The 16,186-nt window shown below is 60.8% G+C and carries 13 protein-coding genes; all 13 read left to right on the top strand.

Features of this window, described 5'->3' with window-relative positions:
- Window positions 1-162: 162 nt before the first annotated feature.
- The 13 genes from ACYZTM_RS29095 to ACYZTM_RS29035 all read left to right on the top strand — a co-directional run bounded on the left by ACYZTM_RS29095 (window position 163) and on the right by ACYZTM_RS29035 (window position 16,133).
- Complete coding sequence (locus ACYZTM_RS29095; protein WP_131061886.1) at window positions 163-435, top strand: type II toxin-antitoxin system Phd/YefM family antitoxin; 273 nt, start codon at window positions 163-165, stop codon at window positions 433-435.
- The gene (locus ACYZTM_RS29090) at window positions 432-758 is read left to right on the top strand and encodes a type II toxin-antitoxin system RelE/ParE family toxin (RefSeq protein ID WP_131061887.1); all 327 of its coding nucleotides are present in this window, start codon (window positions 432-434) and stop codon (window positions 756-758) included. The genes ACYZTM_RS29095 and ACYZTM_RS29090 overlap by 4 nt, the downstream gene beginning before the upstream one ends.
- A 540-nt stretch (window positions 759-1,298) precedes the next feature.
- Window positions 1,299-2,885, top strand: coding sequence for a glycogen synthase GlgA (gene glgA / locus ACYZTM_RS29085; RefSeq protein ID WP_131061888.1), 1,587 nt, complete (start codon window positions 1,299-1,301; stop codon window positions 2,883-2,885).
- 15 nt (window positions 2,886-2,900) lie between these two features.
- Window positions 2,901-4,697 (top strand): malto-oligosyltrehalose trehalohydrolase, encoded by a 1,797-nt coding sequence (gene treZ / locus ACYZTM_RS29080; protein ID WP_461986116.1) that lies wholly within the window; start codon window positions 2,901-2,903, stop codon window positions 4,695-4,697.
- Window positions 4,694-6,772 carry a 4-alpha-glucanotransferase gene (gene malQ, locus ACYZTM_RS29075; protein WP_461986114.1) on the top strand — a complete coding sequence of 693 codons (2,079 nt, stop codon included), beginning with the start codon at window positions 4,694-4,696 and terminating at the stop codon, window positions 6,770-6,772. Before treZ ends, malQ begins: the two co-directional genes overlap by 4 nt.
- Window positions 6,769-9,552 (top strand): malto-oligosyltrehalose synthase, encoded by a 2,784-nt coding sequence (locus ACYZTM_RS29070; RefSeq protein ID WP_461986112.1) that lies wholly within the window; start codon window positions 6,769-6,771, stop codon window positions 9,550-9,552. Before malQ ends, ACYZTM_RS29070 begins: the two co-directional genes overlap by 4 nt.
- 21 nt (window positions 9,553-9,573) lie before the next feature.
- Complete coding sequence (locus ACYZTM_RS29065) at window positions 9,574-9,897, top strand: DUF2934 domain-containing protein (RefSeq protein WP_131061892.1); 324 nt, start codon at window positions 9,574-9,576, stop codon at window positions 9,895-9,897.
- A gap of 194 nt (window positions 9,898-10,091) precedes the next feature.
- The gene (gene glgX / locus ACYZTM_RS29060) at window positions 10,092-12,251 is read left to right on the top strand and encodes a glycogen debranching protein GlgX (protein WP_461986110.1); all 2,160 of its coding nucleotides are present in this window, start codon (window positions 10,092-10,094) and stop codon (window positions 12,249-12,251) included.
- Window position 12,252: 1 nt separating this feature from the next.
- Window positions 12,253-13,242, top strand: a complete 990-nt coding sequence (locus ACYZTM_RS29055; protein ID WP_131061930.1) for an acyl-CoA dehydrogenase family protein — start codon at window positions 12,253-12,255, stop codon at window positions 13,240-13,242.
- Window positions 13,239-13,997, top strand: coding sequence for a PIG-L deacetylase family protein (locus tag ACYZTM_RS29050; protein ID WP_461986108.1), 759 nt, complete (start codon window positions 13,239-13,241; stop codon window positions 13,995-13,997). The genes ACYZTM_RS29055 and ACYZTM_RS29050 overlap by 4 nt, the downstream gene beginning before the upstream one ends.
- Window positions 13,994-14,593: an SAM-dependent methyltransferase gene (locus ACYZTM_RS29045; RefSeq protein ID WP_461986106.1), complete on the top strand. Its 600-nt coding sequence runs from the start codon at window positions 13,994-13,996 to the stop codon at window positions 14,591-14,593. The genes ACYZTM_RS29050 and ACYZTM_RS29045 overlap by 4 nt, the downstream gene beginning before the upstream one ends.
- Window positions 14,590-15,249, top strand: a complete 660-nt coding sequence (locus ACYZTM_RS29040) for a glycosyltransferase family 2 protein (RefSeq protein ID WP_131061896.1) — start codon at window positions 14,590-14,592, stop codon at window positions 15,247-15,249. The genes ACYZTM_RS29045 and ACYZTM_RS29040 overlap by 4 nt, the downstream gene beginning before the upstream one ends.
- Before the next feature lie 125 nt (window positions 15,250-15,374).
- Entirely contained in the window at window positions 15,375-16,133 is a 759-nt protein-coding gene (locus ACYZTM_RS29035) for a PIG-L deacetylase family protein (RefSeq protein WP_461986103.1), read from the top strand.
- Window positions 16,134-16,186: the final 53 nt, after the last annotated feature.

Genomic DNA, 16,186 nt, shown 5'->3' with positions numbered 1-16,186 from the left:
ATCTGTGTCATTTACACATCCCTGCGGCGGCGAGCCCACTTGCGAAGTCATCAGCCGTAATGACCAGGTAGAACCGGAATCAATAAACGCTGGTCAGCAGAACCTGACTCAGGACTGAATTAAGACTAAACTCGGTCCTATTCAATCCAGCGAGGCTCACCCATGAAGCTTTCATCTCAAATCAAGCCGATCAGTTACCTGAAAAGCCACACTGCTGAAATCGTCAAAGCACTCACAGAGAGCCGCGAGCCCTTGGTAATCACCCAAAACGGTGAAGCGAAGCTTGTGGTCATGGACGTAAAAAGTTTCGAAGAGCAGGAAGACACCATGGCCTTGCTTAAGCTCTTGGCGATGGGAAATCGTGAGGTAGAAGACGGCAAGTTTCGCGATGCCGAAGATGTCTTTGCAGACCTGGACAGGGCTGACCATCAATGAGTTTAAAGGTCGTCATTCTTCAGTCTGCCGAGATGGACCTGAAAGAACTTCGTATTTATCTCATCCAACAGTTCTCTACCCAAACCTGGCAAAGCACCTATGCCGATCTGAAGGCCGCCATCCGCAATTTGGGAATACAGCCCTATTCAGGATTGATTCCGGAGGAAATCAAGAAACTTAATCTCAGCCAATATAGGCAAATCCTGTCAGGGATGAACCGGATCATCTATGAGATTCGAGAGCAGACGATCTATGTCCACATCATTGCTGACACCCGAAAGAGTCTGCCTGCACTGCTGATGAAGCGGCTGCTTCAAGGGTAACCGTTGACCAGCGAGCTGGACACAGCAAAACCGCGTTGACGGAAAGGCTCAGGGCGTGATGGTGTCCTCAAACCCAACACATCTCGCACCGCAATGGTGCACCCCTCCTCAACCCACGCCCATTTTCGTGACTCCCCAGTCTCGTTTTGACCCATCCTGAAAAATAAACCTGCCCTTCGTCGGTGCGTTCCCCCCTCAAAGCGCTGTGCCTTTAACCTTTTTCCACCGATTGTCGAACAATTTCGCCACTTGACCTTTCCCGCTCTAGGATCTGGCCTAGACTCATTTTCGCGAGGTGAAACCGGCCAGTCATCTGGTGGTAAGAAACTCGAAACTTTTGGTCCTGACAGGGGGTCAGGTTAAAGGTAGGGCCACAGCGACTGGTGCATTCCTTGCAACGGCCCCTCCACCCTTTCTGCATTAGCGCATGGGGCAGCATTGCTCACCGATGCGAAGCGCGTTTGCGCCCGGCCACAGGATTTGGCCACGAACACCGTTTGTGCCTGACCTGGAATTAGATCAACAACACGGGAGATTCATATGATTAGTGCGGCTTTAGATATTCAGGGAGAGCGTGCTCATCAGCAGGTCGGCGAATCGAGCGTCGTGAATGCTCCGAGCGCCCAATCGATCAGCGTATCGGGCACCAAGGCGCTGACACCGGCTGCCAGTCAGAATCCGAACAGAAAGAAAGTGTTGTTCGTTACCTCCGAGATCGCCGACCTGGTCAAGACCGGCGGTTTGGGTGACGTTTCCGCAGCACTGCCCCGGGCGATGGCTCAACTGCACGATGTGCGGGTGCTGATCCCCGGTTACCCGCAAGTGCTGCACAGTGAAAATCCGATCCATATCATCGGTGAACTCGGTGGGCACGCTGCATTGCCTCCCTGCAAGATCGGGCGCATGGACATGCCGGACGGTCTGGTCATTTACGTGTTGATCTGCCCCGAGCTCTACGAGCGCGAAGGTTCGCCTTACGGCGCCAACAATGGCCGCGACTGGCCGGACAACCACATTCGCTTCGCCCGCCTGGGCCTCGCCGCCGCCGATATTGCCGCCAATCTTGCACAAATTCACTGGTGCCCGGATCTGGTGCATGCCCATGACTGGCCGGCTGGGCTGGCGCCTGCCTACATGCACTGGCGTGGACAGCGTACCCCGACGTTGTTCACCATCCATAACCTGGCCTATCAAGGTGTCACCAGCCTCGGATCCTGCCCGGAACTCGGTATTCCAAACCATGCCTTGCAGCAGGAAGGCATGGAGTTCTACGGCAAGATGTCATTCCTCAAGGCCGGCATGGCCTATTCGAGCCACATCACCACCGTCAGCGCCACCTACGCTCAGGAAATCACCACGCCGGCCTTCGGCTGTGGTCTCGACGGCTTTCTTGCCGCCAAGACCCAGCAAGGTCTGCTCAGCGGTATTCCCAACGGCATTGATGAAAGCTGGGACGCCGCCACCGACCCGCACCTGTTCCGCCCGTTCAGCATCGGCGACTGGGAAGGCAAAGCAGTCAACGCCGCCCATGTCCGTGAACTGTTCGGCCTGGAAGACTCCGAAGGCCCACTGTTCGCCGTGGTCTCGCGTCTGGTCTATCAGAAAGGTCTGGACCTGACCGAAGGGGTTTCCGAATACATCGTCAACAACGGTGGCCAGATCGCGATCATCGGTCGTGGCGAGCCTGAAGAAGAACAGGCCATGCGTGAACTGGCGCTGCGCTTCCCCGGGCAAATCGGTGTGCGTATCGGCTTCAATGAAACCGACGCCCGTCGCATGTTCGCCGGCAGTGATTTCCTGTTGATGCCGTCGCGTTACGAACCTTGCGGCTTGAGCCAGATGTACGCCCAGCGCTTCGGTTCATTGCCGGTCGCACGCAATACCGGCGGTTTGGCCGACACCATTGAAAACGGCGTGACCGGTTTCCTGTTCGACGAATCCACGGTCGAGAGTTATCAGGAAGCCCTGAGCCGCGCGTTCAAGGTGTTCGCCTTCCCAGGCCTGCTCAGCGCCATGCGTTGCCGCGCCATGGCCGCGCCTTTCAACTGGTGCCAGGCAGTAGAACCCTACGCCGAACTCTACGAAAAACTGGTCGCCAAAGCCTTGGGTAAATCGGGCAAACAGTAAAAGAGGTTTTCAAAGATGCCGTTACGGACCCTTGAGACCTGGCCCCACGGCGCAATCATGCTGGACGCAGAACACACGCGTTTTGCCTTGTGGGCGCCAGATGCGTTTTACGTCAGTGTCGAACTGGAAGATGGACAATCCTTGCCACTACTGCCTCAGGCTGATGGATGGTTCGTGATCAAGACCCGCTGCCCGGCGGGTACGCGTTACCGCTACAACATTGATGGCGAGCTGGAGGTGCCGGACCCGGCCTCCCGCGCACAGGCCGGCGATATCAGCGACCACAGCGTGGTGGTCGATCCCCTCGCCTATCAATGGCAAAACAGCACCTGGACCGGCCGCCCCTGGAACGAGGCCGTCATCTACGAATTGCACGTCGGTGCGCTCGGCGGCTTCAGTGACGTCGAGCAGCACCTGGCGCGCCTGGCAGATTTGGGCATCACCGCAATCGAACTGATGCCGCTGGCGCAGTTCCCCGGCGATCGCAACTGGGGCTACGACGGGGTTCTGCCCTATGCGCCCCAAGCCTCCTACGGCACTCCCGAACAACTCAAACACCTGATCGACACCGCCCACGGCCATGGCCTGGCGGTGATTCTCGACGTGGTCTACAACCACTTCGGCCCGGACGGCAATTACCTGCATCACTATGCCAAGGGATTCTTTCGCGAAGACAAGCACACACCGTGGGGCGCCGCCATCGACTTCCGGCGGCGCGAGGTGCGGGACTTCTTTATCGACAACGCGCTGATGTGGTTGCTGGAATACCGCTTCGATGGCTTGCGTCTGGACGCGGTGCACGCGATTGAGAGCCCGGACTTTCTCCAGGAACTGGCGCAACGGGTTCGGCAACAGACCGATCCGGCGCGGCATGTCTGGCTGACGGTCGAGAACGAACACAACCAGGCCAGCCTGTTGGAAGAAGGCTTCGACGCGCAGTGGAACGATGACGGCCATAACGCCTTGCACGTTTTGCTGACCGGTGAAACCGACGCTTATTACGCCGACTATGCCGACAATCCCACCGAACAACTGGCACGCTGCCTGAGCCAGGGTTTCGTGTTTCAGGGCCACGTGACCCGCCACGGTACAACCCGGGGCGAGCCCAGTGGTCACTTGCCGCCCAGCGCGTTTGTGCTGTTTTTGCAGAACCATGACCAGATCGGCAACCGTGCCTTTGGCGAACGGTTGCATCAACTGGCCCGCCTCGACGCCTTGAAAGCGGCGACCGCGCTGTTGCTGCTGTCACCGATGATCCCGCTGATGTTCATGGGCGATGAGTTCGCTGCCGAAGAACCGTTCCTGTTCTTTACCAGCCATCACGGTGAATTGGCGGAGCTGGTCCGCGAAGGGCGACGTAACGAATTTGCAGCGTTCAGCGCGTTTACTGATCCTCATAAACGCGAATTGATCCCCGATCCCAACGCACAACAGACCTTTGATGCGTCGCGGCCGAAACTGACCGCCACCCGGCAATCGGCCATTCAGGGCCTGTATCACCAGCTGTTGCAGATTCGCCATGACCACATCATCCCGCATCTGCCGGGTGCTCAGGCCTTGGGTGCCGAGGTGCTGGCCGAAGGTGCGGTGACGGCGCGCTGGCTATTGGGTAATGGTCGTCAGCTGCGCATTGACCTGAACCTCAGCGACAAGCCAGTGGTCCACTCCCCACAGGCCGACGCCAGGTTGTTGTTCGAAACTCCACCTCAGTCAGCCGGCCTGTTGGAACAGGGCACCCTTGCCCCGTATTGCGCGCTAGTCAGCCTCACGGCCGCAGCCCCCTTGCTACCCCCGGATGGAGAGCGCCAATGAGTGATGCGCAACTTGAAATACTGGCCAGCCGAGCCGGATTGGCAGTCGACTGGATCGACGCCAACGGCCGCCCGCAGAAAGTCGCCCCATCGGTCTTGCGCAATGTCCTGATCGGACTCGGCCACCCCGCCGGCAGCGCACAGGAAATCGACGCCAGCCTCCTGCAATTGCAGCAAGTGCAACAGACCCGGCGTCTACCGCCGCTGATCACCGCAGACGTCGGCATCGGCCTCGACCTGGCGCATTTCTTTGAACCGGAAACACCGTGCGAGATCCACCTTGAAGATGGCTCATGGCTCAACCTGAAACTGGATGCCGAGGCCGTGCTGCCGGGCCTGGTCCCGGTCGGTTATCAGCATGTCAGCATCGATGGGCAATCATTCACCCTGGCCGTGGCACCGACGCGCTGCTACAGCGTCGGCGATGCTGTCGACAGTCCGATTCCGCGTACCTGGGGCCTGAGCGTGCAGTTGTATTCGCTGCGTCGCCCTGGCGATGGCGGGTTCGGCGATACCCAGGCGCTGGAAGACCTCGCTCGCGTGGCCGGCGAACGCGGCGCCGAGGCGTTGGCGATCAGTCCGCTGCATGCGATGTTCGGCAGCGACACTCAGCGTTACAGCCCGTATTCACCGTCCAGCCGTTTGTTCCTCAACAGCCTCTATGCCGCACCGGGCGCGATTCTCGGCGAGCGCGCGTGGCGTGCCGCGATTGACGCCACCGGCCTGGCCGCCGAACTGCAACAGCTGGAAGAACAGCCGCTGATTAACTGGCCCGTGGCCGCCGAAGCCAAGCATCGCTTGTTGCAGGCCTTGTACGAAGGCTTCGTCCAGGGCGAACACCCGTTGCATGCCGACTTCAGCAGCTTCCGCCACGCGGCCGGTGAAGCTTTGGAAAACCACTGCCGCTTCGAAGCCATTCAAGAAGCCCGCGCCACCAAGGGTGAAACCCTCGACTGGCGCGAGTGGCCGGAACAATGGCGCGACCCGCGCAGCGCCGCTCTCGCCGAATTTGCCGAAGAGAACGCCGGCCGCATCGGCTTCTTTGCCTTCAGTCAATGGCTGGTCACCCGTTGCCTGGAGCGTGCACAAACCGCCGCCCGCAGCGCGGGCATGAGCATCGGCCTGATCGCTGATTTGGCGGTGGGTGCCGACGGCGGTGGCAGTCAGGCCTGGAGTCGTCAGGACGAATTGCTCACCTCGCTGACAGTGGGCGCGCCGCCGGACATTCTTAACCGTACCGGCCAGGGCTGGGGTATTTCCGCGTTTTCCCCTGAAGGCCTGGTGCGTAATGGCTTTCGCGCGTTCATCGAAATGCTCCGCGCCAATTTCGCCCACGCCGGCGGCTTGCGCATTGACCACGTCATGGGCCTGCAACGGTTGTGGGTGATCCCTAATGGTTCACCACCCGCCGATGGCGCCTACCTTTATTACCCGGTGGACGACCTGCTGCGTTTGCTCAGCCTTGAATCCCATCGCCATCAGGCAATCGTCCTTGGCGAAGACCTCGGTACGGTGGCGGATGGTCTGCGGGAAAAACTCATCGCTCGCGCAATCCTCGGCATGCGGGTGTTGCTGTTTGAACAGGACAACGCGCACTTCAAAACGATTCTCGACTGGCCGGACAACGCCCTCGCAACCACCAGCACCCATGACCTGCCGACGCTCAATGGTTGGTGGCATGGCCGTGATATCGACTGGAATGCCCGGCTGGGCCTGGTCGACGCCACGAGTGAAATCGAATGGCGCCACCACCGTGAACGCGAGCGCGAAGGCCTGCGTCGTGTGTTGAGCGAGGACCCGCAGAACTTTCGCGAAGAGTCCCATGAAACCGATCAGGTGCTGGACGCCGCGGTCCGTTTCCTCGGTCATACCCGGGCGCCGCTGGTGTTGCTGCCGCTGGAAGATGCCTTGGGCATCGAACAGCAGGCCAACCTCCCCGGCACCATCGACACGCACCCCAACTGGTCGCGGCGCCTTCCCGGTGGCAGCGAAGCGCTGCTCGACGACCCGGACGCCGCCCGGCGCTTGGAATTGCTCGCCTGTGCGCGGCTTCAGGCTGGCGAGCGTGACCAATGAATCACCCGTTAATACAACCGCTGCCGCTTCGCGCGACCCTGCGGCTGCAATTTCATAAAGGCTTCACGCTGGATCAAGCGGTGCCGCTGGTGCCGTACTTTGCCAGCCTGGGCATCAGCCACGTCTATGCCTCGCCACTGCTCGCTGCCCGTGCCGGCTCCATGCATGGCTACGACGTGGTGGATCCGACCACGGTCAATCCTGAGTTGGGTGGCGAAGCAGCGTTGCGCCGATTGATCGGTGCCCTGCGCGAACACAAAATGGGGCTGATCCTGGACATCGTCTCCAACCACATGGCCGTCGGTGGGAGCGATAACCCGTGGTGGCTGGACTTGCTGGAATGGGGACGCCTGAGCCCTTACGGCGAGTTTTTCGACATTCAATGGCACTCACCCGACCCGTTGATGGAAGGCCAGTTGCTGCTGCCTTTCCTCGGCAGCGATTACGGCATCGCGCTGCAGGACGGCACCCTGCCCTTGCGCTTTGATGCACAGCGCGGCGCGTTTTATGTCGAGCACTACGAGCATCATTTTCCGATCTGCCCGTCGAGCTACGGTGAACTGCTGCGGACCGATGACGAACCGCTCAAGTTTCTCGCGGACCGCTTCAGTGCCTTGAGCTACCAGACCGATGCGCACAGCCTGGCGCAACCGCTGAAGGCAGAGCTGCGTGAACTGGCCAGCGACCCTGCGCTCCTCCAGCACATCCAGCAGAATCTCAGCGCCTATGACTCGCTGACACCCGAAGGCTTCCAGCGCCTGCACCACCTGCTCGAACGCCAGAGTTACCGCTTGGCCAGTTGGCGCACGGCAGCGGATGACATCAATTGGCGGCGATTTTTCGATATCAACGAACTCGGCGGTTTGCGGGTCGAACGGCCGGCGGTGTTCGAAGCGACCCACGCGAAAATCTTCGAGCTGGTGGCTGAAGGTCTGGTTGACGGTCTGCGCATCGACCACATCGACGGCCTCGCCGACCCGCGTGGCTACTGCCGCAAACTGCGGCGTCGGGTCGATACGCTGTCGCCCGATCGGCACTTGCCGATCTTCGTCGAGAAGATTCTCGGTGAAGGCGAAACCCTGCACCGCGACTGGTCGGTGGACGGCACCACCGGTTACGAATTCATGAATCAGCTGTCGTTGCTGCAACACGATCCCGACGGAGCTCAGACCCTCGACGAGCTGTGGAATCGCTACAGCGAACGGCCCGCCGACTTCCGTCAGGAAGCGCAGCTGGCACGTCAGCAGATTCTCAACGGCTCATTGGCCGGTGATTTCGAGAGTGTGGCCAAAGCGCTGCTGCAAGTGGCCCGGGACGACTTGATGACCCGCGACCTGACCCTGGGCGCGATCCGTCGGGCGTTGCAGGAACTGATCGTGCACTTTCCGGTGTACCGCACCTATATCAGCCCGCGTGGCCGCTCTGCCGAAGACGATGTGTTTTTCCAGCAAGCCATGGACGGTGCCCGGCAAACCCTCAGCGAGGCCGATTGGCCCGTGCTGGATTGCCTGGCCGGTTGGCTTGGCGGTGAGCCGTGGCGCAACCGCCCGGTGGGTCGTCAGCGCAAGATACTCAAACATGCGTGCGTACGTTTCCAGCAACTGACGTCACCGGCCGCCGCGAAAGCTGTGGAAGACACCGCGTTCTATCGTTCGGCAGTGTTGCTGTCGCGCAATGACGTGGGGTTCAGCACCGAGCAATTCAGTGCGCCGGTTGCCGATTTCCATGCCGTCTGCCTCCAACGACTGGAACAGTTTCCGGACAACCTGCTGGCCACCGCCACCCACGACCACAAACGCGGCGAAGACACCCGCGCACGGTTGGCGGTGTTGAGCGAACGCAGTGCCTGGTACGCCGAACAGGTCCCGCTGTGGAGAACACTTGCACGGCCCCTGCGTGACGACGACCAGATGCCCTCGGCGGGTGATGAGCTGATCCTGTATCAGGCGATCCTCGGCAGTTGGCCGCTGGATTTGCGCGCTGACGATCAATCGGCACTTGAGGACTACGCCAAACGTCTGTGGCAGTGGCAACAAAAAGCCTTGCGTGAAGCCAAGCTGCAAAGCAGCTGGAGCGCGGCGAACGAGCCTTACGAAAAAGCCATGCAGGTCTTTATCGAGCGTCTGTTGTTGAGCCCGGAGGGTGAGCTGTTGCGCGCCGCCCTCGGCAAAGCGGTCCAAACGATTACCGCGCCCGGCGCGATTAACGGCTTGGCGCAAACCTTGCTGCGCATGACCGTACCGGGGATCCCGGACCTCTATCAGGGCAACGAGTACTGGGACTTTTCGCTGGTGGACCCGGACAACCGCCGACCGGTGGATTACGCCAACCGCGAGCAGGCGATGCAGGTGCCGTTGAATCTGCCCGAGCTTTTGGCCAACTGGCGTGACGGGCGCATCAAGCAAACCCTGATCAAGCAGGTGTTGAACCAGCGGGCCGAGCACGCCGATCTGTTTCGGCGAGGGACGTATCAAGCCCTTGATGTCGTCGGCAGCCAGGCTCACCGGGTGCTGGCTTTTGCTCGCGAACATGAAGGAACACGGGCCATCGTGATCGTACCGATACGTTGCGCCCCACTGCTGGAAAACAGTGCCGAACCCCGGGTTGACGCGCTGCGTTGGGGCGATACGCGGGTCAAACTGCCGTTCACCGCCGCTGAGGAAAATCTGAAGGGACTTTTCTCGAGCACAGCAGTCACACACGACAGGAAGCTGAACATCAGCGCCGCGCTGGGGGATTTCCCGGTCAATCTCTTTATTCAAACGTTTACCCAAGCTTGAGTTCAGTTCAGGAGTATTGCGATGAGTACCGACGATAAACGCGTTCGTGAATTTGCCTATCAAATCTGGGAGTCGGAAGGGAAACCCGAAGGCCAGGAAGCCCGGCATTGGGAGATGGCTCGCAAACTGGCTGAAGCCGAAGCGCTGGCACCGAGCAAATCGCCGAAGGCTACCGGCAGTAAAACGGCTGTCAAACCTGTTGTGCCCAAAGCCGCCAACGGCAAGGTTCCCGAGCCGAAAGCCAAGGCCAAGTCCAAAACGGCTGCCGCTTCATCGGTGATCCCGCCGAGTGGAAAAGCAGCCGAGAAGAAGCCTAAAGCAGCGCGTAAACCGCCTGCGGTCTGACGCTTCCCGAACCTGTTCTGATTGACCTCGTGGCCAGCCCCCTGGCCACCGTGGGCTCGCTCGCCCACGAAAAACCTGTAGGAGCGAGGCTTGCCCGCGAAGGCGGCATGTCAGTCGATTCAAATGTGACTGAAACACCGCCTTCGCGGGCAAGCCTCGCTCCTACAAAGAATCCCCTTTTTGCAGGAGCATGTATGACCAGTCCAAAGAAATCCGCGCCAGAACCTCACGCCGAGGCCTCGCGAATCCGTGAAGGTTTGCCCTTCCCGCTGGGCGCGACCTGGGATGGCCTGGGGGTTAACTTTGCCTTGTTTTCCGCCAACGCCACCAAAGTCGAACTGTGCATCTTCGACGATGCCGGCGAGGTCGAACTCGAGCGTATCGAACTGCCGGAATACACCGACGAGATCTACCACGGCTACTTGCCCGACGCCCACCCAGGGCTGATCTACGGCTACCGTGTCTATGGTGCGTACGACCCGGCCAACGGTCATCGCTTCAACCACAACAAACTGCTGATCGACCCCTACGCCAAGCAATTGGTCGGCGAGCTGAAATGGTCCGAAGCGCTGTTCGGCTACACCATCGGCCACCCCGACGCCGACCTGAGTTTCGATGAGCGCGACAGTGCGCCTTACGTGCCCAAGTGCAAAGTCATCGACCCGGCTCACACCTGGGGCAATGATCAACGGGTCAGCATCCCGTGGGACAAGACGATCATTTATGAAACCCACCTGCGCGGCATCAGCATGCGTCACCCCTCCGTCCCCGAGAACGTGCGCGGTACCTGCGCCGGGTTGATGGTCGATGACGTGCTGGAACACATCCGCAAGCTGGGGGTTTCTTCGGTTGAATTGCTACCGATCCACGCCTTCGTCAACGACCAGCATCTGCTGCACAAAGGCATGACCAATTACTGGGGCTACAACAGCATCGCGTTCTTCGCCCCGGACCCGCGCTACCTGGCCAGCGGCAAGATCGCCGAGTTCAAGGAGATGGTCGCGCACCTGCACGAGGCCAATCTCGAAGTGATCCTCGACGTGGTCTACAACCACACCGCCGAGGGCAACGAACAAGGCCCGACCCTGTCCATGCGCGGCATCGACAACGCGTCGTACTACCGCTTGATGCCCGATGACAAGCGCTACTACATCAACGATTCCGGCACCGGCAACACCCTCGACCTGAGTCACCCGTGTGTACTGCAAATGGTCACCGATTCCCTGCGTTACTGGGCCACGGAAATGCACGTGGACGGTTTCCGCTTCGACCTGGCGACCATTCTCGGCCGCTACCACGAGGGCTTCGATGAACGTCACAGCTTCCTCGTCGCCTGTCGCCAGGACCCGGTGCTGCGTCAGGTGAAAATGATCGCCGAGCCTTGGGATTGTGGCCCCGGCGGTTATCAGGTCGGTGGGTTCCCGCCGGGCTGGGTCGAGTGGAACGACAAATTCCGCGACACCGTGCGTGCGTTCTGGAAAGGCGATGATGGCCAACTGGCGGACTTCGCCAGCCGCATGACCGCTTCCGGCGAGATGTTCAACCAGCGCGGTCGTCGTCCCTATGCTTCGTTGAACTTCATCACGGCGCATGACGGTTTCACTCTCAACGATCTGGTGTCGTACAACGACAAGCACAACGAAGCCAACGACGAGAACAATCAGGACGGCAGCAACAACAACCTGTCCTGGAACCACGGCGTCGAAGGCCCGACTGACGACCCGGAAATCAATGAGCTGCGTCAGCGGCAAATGCGCAATTTCTTCGCCACGTTGTTACTGTCCCAAGGCACGCCGATGCTGGTGGCCGGCGACGAATTCGCCCGCACCCAGGAAGGTAATAACAACGCCTATTGCCAGGACAGCGAGATCGGTTGGGTCAACTGGGACCTGAGCGAAGACGGCAAGGCCCTGCTCAAGTTCGTCAAACGCCTGATCAAGTTGCGCCTGGCCTATCCGATCCTGCGCCGCGGACGCTTCCTGGTGGGCAATTACAACGAAGACATCGGCGTCAAGGACGTGACTTGGCTCGCCCCGGATGGCAGCGAAATGTCCATCGAACAATGGGAAGAAGCCCATGGCCGCTGCCTCGGCATGTTGCTCGATGGTCGCGCACAGGAAACCGGTATCCGCCGCAAGGGCGGTGACGCGACGTTGTTATTGGTGGTCAACGCGCACCACGACATCGTCAACTTCACCTTGCCGGAAGTGCCGGACGGCTATCACTGGACGTGCATGATCGACACCAATCAACCGAAGATTCGCGGGCAGGAGCTTTTCGAGTTCGGTCACGAGTATTCCGTCACCGGTCGTTCGCTGCTGCTGTTCGAATTGCAGCATGAGGAAGAAGAGTGAAATGGACCTTCAGGCGTTTCTCACTCGCCAATCACCGGACTACGCCGATACTCAGGCGCTAGGCCGGTGCCTGCGGACGCTGGTGGAGGCTGGACTCGATCAACTTCCACTGCCCGGCAGCGGCCAGACGCTGGAGCGATTCCAGCGGTTGGCCGAGGTCGGCGGCCATGACCTCGGGTTGTGCAAATTGTACGAAGGCCATACCGATGCGCTGGCAATCATCCAGCAACTCGGTGGCTCGCCAACCCCCGGCAGCACGTGGGGCATGTGGGCGGCCGAACCGCCACAAGCGCGGGTACTCGTCCGTCCGCAAGGCCATATGGTCGTGTTGAACGGGCGAAAGGCCTGGTGCTCTGGCGCAGCGGTGTTGAGTCATGCGTTGCTCACGGCCTGGGATCATCACGACCGTCAGCAATTGGTCGCGGTGGCGCTGGATCAACCCGGTGTGACCGTCACCGATCAGGGCTGGCAAGCGGTCGGCATGGGCGCCACCGGAAGCGTCGAAGTGCTGTTCGAAGGCGCTGAAGCGCAAGCCATCGGCTACCGCGGCGATTACCTGCAACGGCCCGGTTTCTGGCAAGGCGGAATCGGCATTGCCGCGTGCTGGTACGGCGCGGCACAGAGCATCGCCGAACGCCTGCGCAGCCATTGCGCCCAACATGAAGAACCCTATGCCCTCGCCCACTTGGGCGCTGTCGACAGCGCGATGCATGCCGCTGCCGAGGTGCTACGGTTCAGTGCATTGATGATCGACGCCGCACCGCTGGACGACGCCGAACTGCTGGCCCGGCGTGCTCGGGCGGTGGTGGAACACGCCGCCGAACAGGTGATGTTGCACGTTGGTCACGCCCTCGGGGCCGGTCCCTACTGTAGGGATCGGCAGTTCGCCCGACTGATCGCCGACCTGCCGGTATTCCTGCGCCAAAGCCACGCCGAACGCGACCTCGCCGCCCTCGGACAGCAAGTCATTACCGGGACATGGACGTTATGAAAACCAACCCTATCGTCGGCCAGGGCACGCCGCTTCATGTCTGGCAGACTTCCAGTCACCTGGCGCAGTTGCCGGTCATCGACATCCTGAGCCTGGTGCCGGAAGGCGCCCGCGCGGTGATCATCGCCCCGCATCCGGATGACGAAGTGCTGGGCTGCGGCGGTTTCCTGCAATTGCTCGCCGCCGCTGGCCGCCCTTTGCAACTGATTTCGGTCACCGATGGCAGTGCCAGCCACCCCGGCTCGAAGCGCTGGCCGGTAGAGCGCCTGAGCGCGGTCCGGCCTCAGGAATCGGTCGAAGCTTTGCGTCGTCTTGGCCTGCCATTGCACAGCCTGAAATGGCTGCGCGGCGGTTTCAAGGACAGCCAGGTCGCGGCTCGGGAAACCGAATTGAGCGAATTCATCGAACATCATCTGCGCCCCAACGACGTGGTGTTCACAACGTGGTGCGAAGACGGCCACTGCGATCACGAAGCCGTGGGCCGGGCCAGTGCCGCAGCGGCAAAGCGCGTCGGTGCGACCGTGCATGAACTGCCCGTGTGGACCTGGCACTGGGCGGCGCCCGAAGACAGTTTCGTGCCGTGGCACCGGGCGCGAAAAATCCTCCTGGCGCCGCATCTGGTCGCACGTAAACGCCACGCAATCCACGCCTTCGCCAGCCAGCTGGAAGGTGACCCTCAAATCGGCTTGCCGCCGGTGCTGGCGCCCTATGTGCTGGAGCGGCTGCTGCAACCGTTCGAGGTGGTGTTCTTATGAGCGTCGAGGATCGCTATTTCGACGGTTTGTTTGCCGGCAACGATGATCCCTGGTCCTTTCGTCAGCGCTGGTATGAACAGCGCAAACGCGCCATCACTCTCGCTGCATTGCCCCGCCCGCACTACCGGGCGATCTTTGAACCCGGCTGTGCCAACGGCGAGCTGAGCTTTGAGCTGGCCAGCCGTTGCGATCGCCTCCTGTGTTGCGACACCGCCGCCGCGGCCGTCACGCTGGCTCGCACCCGACTTGGGCCGTTCGACCACGCCGAAGTTCGCCAAAGCCGTTTGCCTGCTGATTGGCCGGAGGAAAAATTCGACCTGATCGTGCTCAGCGAAGTCGGCTATTACCTCGACACCGACGACCTGAAATGCCTGATCGATCAGGCCGAAAACTCGCTGACCGCCGACGGCCAACTTCTGGCCTGCCACTGGCGTCCCCCCATCGACGGCTGCCCGCTGAATGCCCGGCAGGTCCATGACTTGCTCCACGAACACTTGAATTTGCCGCGCCTGGTCCTGCATCAGGAAGCGGATTTTCTGCTGGAACTCTGGAGTCGTGAACCACGCTCCGTGGCGGCTCTGGAGGGCTTGCGATGATTGGCATTCTGATCCCCGCGCATAACGAAGAAGACTTGCTCGGAGATTGCCTTGAGGCGGCCCTGCTCGCCGCGCAACACGAACTGCTGGACGGTGAAACGGTCGAGGTGCTGGTGGTGCTCGACAGTTGCACCGACCGATCCTCGGAGATCGTCAGCGCTTACCCGGTGCACAGCCTGGCGATCGAGGCGCGTAACGTCGGCCAGGCCCGAGCGGCCGGAGCGCGGTTTCTGCTGGATCGCGGGGTGCGCTGGATTTCCTGTTCCGATGCCGATAGCCGTGTGGCGCAGGATTGGCTGGTGGCGCAACTGGCCCTCGACGTCGATGCCGTGTGCGGCACGGTCACGGTGGATGCGTGGCATGAGTCGATCGATGAATCGGCACAGATTCGCTATCACCAGAGCTATCAGGCCCGCGAAGGCCATCGGCACATTCATGGCGCCAATCTGGGCATCAGTGCTGACGCCTATCAGCGCGCCGGCGGTTTCGAACCGCTGGCCTGTGATGAAGACGTGCAACTGGTGCGACAACTCGAACGCTGCGGCGCCAATATTGCCTGGAGCCATCGCCCGCAAGTACTCACCAGTGCTCGACTGGACAGTCGGGCGCGCGGTGGTTTCAGCGATTATTTGCGAGGCCTGGCACAGGTTGGTTAAAAAAAAACGTCTCAGATGTCACCACTACGCGACGAATAGCCTTACTTGAGCAATACTCTGCTCGCGGCAATCCAGGGTACGGAGCGCTGCACATTGCTATCAAACTGAACAAGGACGTAGCGCCGATGAAATCCGTTTCCATCATCGAAAGCAGCCTGCCAGGACAAATCTGGAACAGCGCCCGGCAGCTGGACAACATCCCCGTCATCAACACCGAGACCCTGGTCCCCGCTGGCGCACGCGCCGTGGTGATCGCGCCGCATCCCGGCGATGAAGTGGTCACCTGCGGCGGTTTGCTGCAGCTGCTGTCCACCCTCGGTCATCCCCTGCAAATTATCTCGCTCACCGATGGCAGCGCCAGCCATCCGGGTTCGCAACAATGGTCAGAGAAGCGTCTGAGTGTGTTTCGCGGCCAGGAAAGCGTCGAAGCCTTGCGCCGGCTGGGATTGCCGATGCACAGCCTGAAGTGGATTCGCGGTGGCTTCACCGACAACGCCCTGGCCGAGCGTGAGGCCCGAATGACCCAATTCATCGCCCGTTATTTGCGCCCCGGCGACGTGGTGTTCAGCACCTGGCGCGAAGACGGTACCTCCGATCATGACGCCGTCGGCCGTGCGAGCGCCAATGCGGCGAGCATGGTCGGGGCAACGCTCAACGAACTGCCGGTCTGGGCCTGGCACTGGCCGACGCGCGATCAAGGACTCTTTCCCTGGCATCGTGCGCGCAAAGTACGCCTTGACACCTGGACCGTCGCGCGCAAAAGCCACGCCACCCATGCCTACGCCAGCCAGCTCGACGGCGAACCGGCCATCGGCATCGCACCGCTGCTACCCCGGGTGATTCTGGAGCGCATGCGCCTGCCCTACGAAGTCGTTTTCGTCTGACTGCCCACTTCCTGTAGCAGCTGTCGAGCCTGCCTTGTGGCGAGGGGATTTAG

The organism is Pseudomonas sp. MDT2-39-1 (genome assembly GCF_054898085.1).
This window is presented reverse-complemented; position numbering and strand designations above follow the sequence as displayed.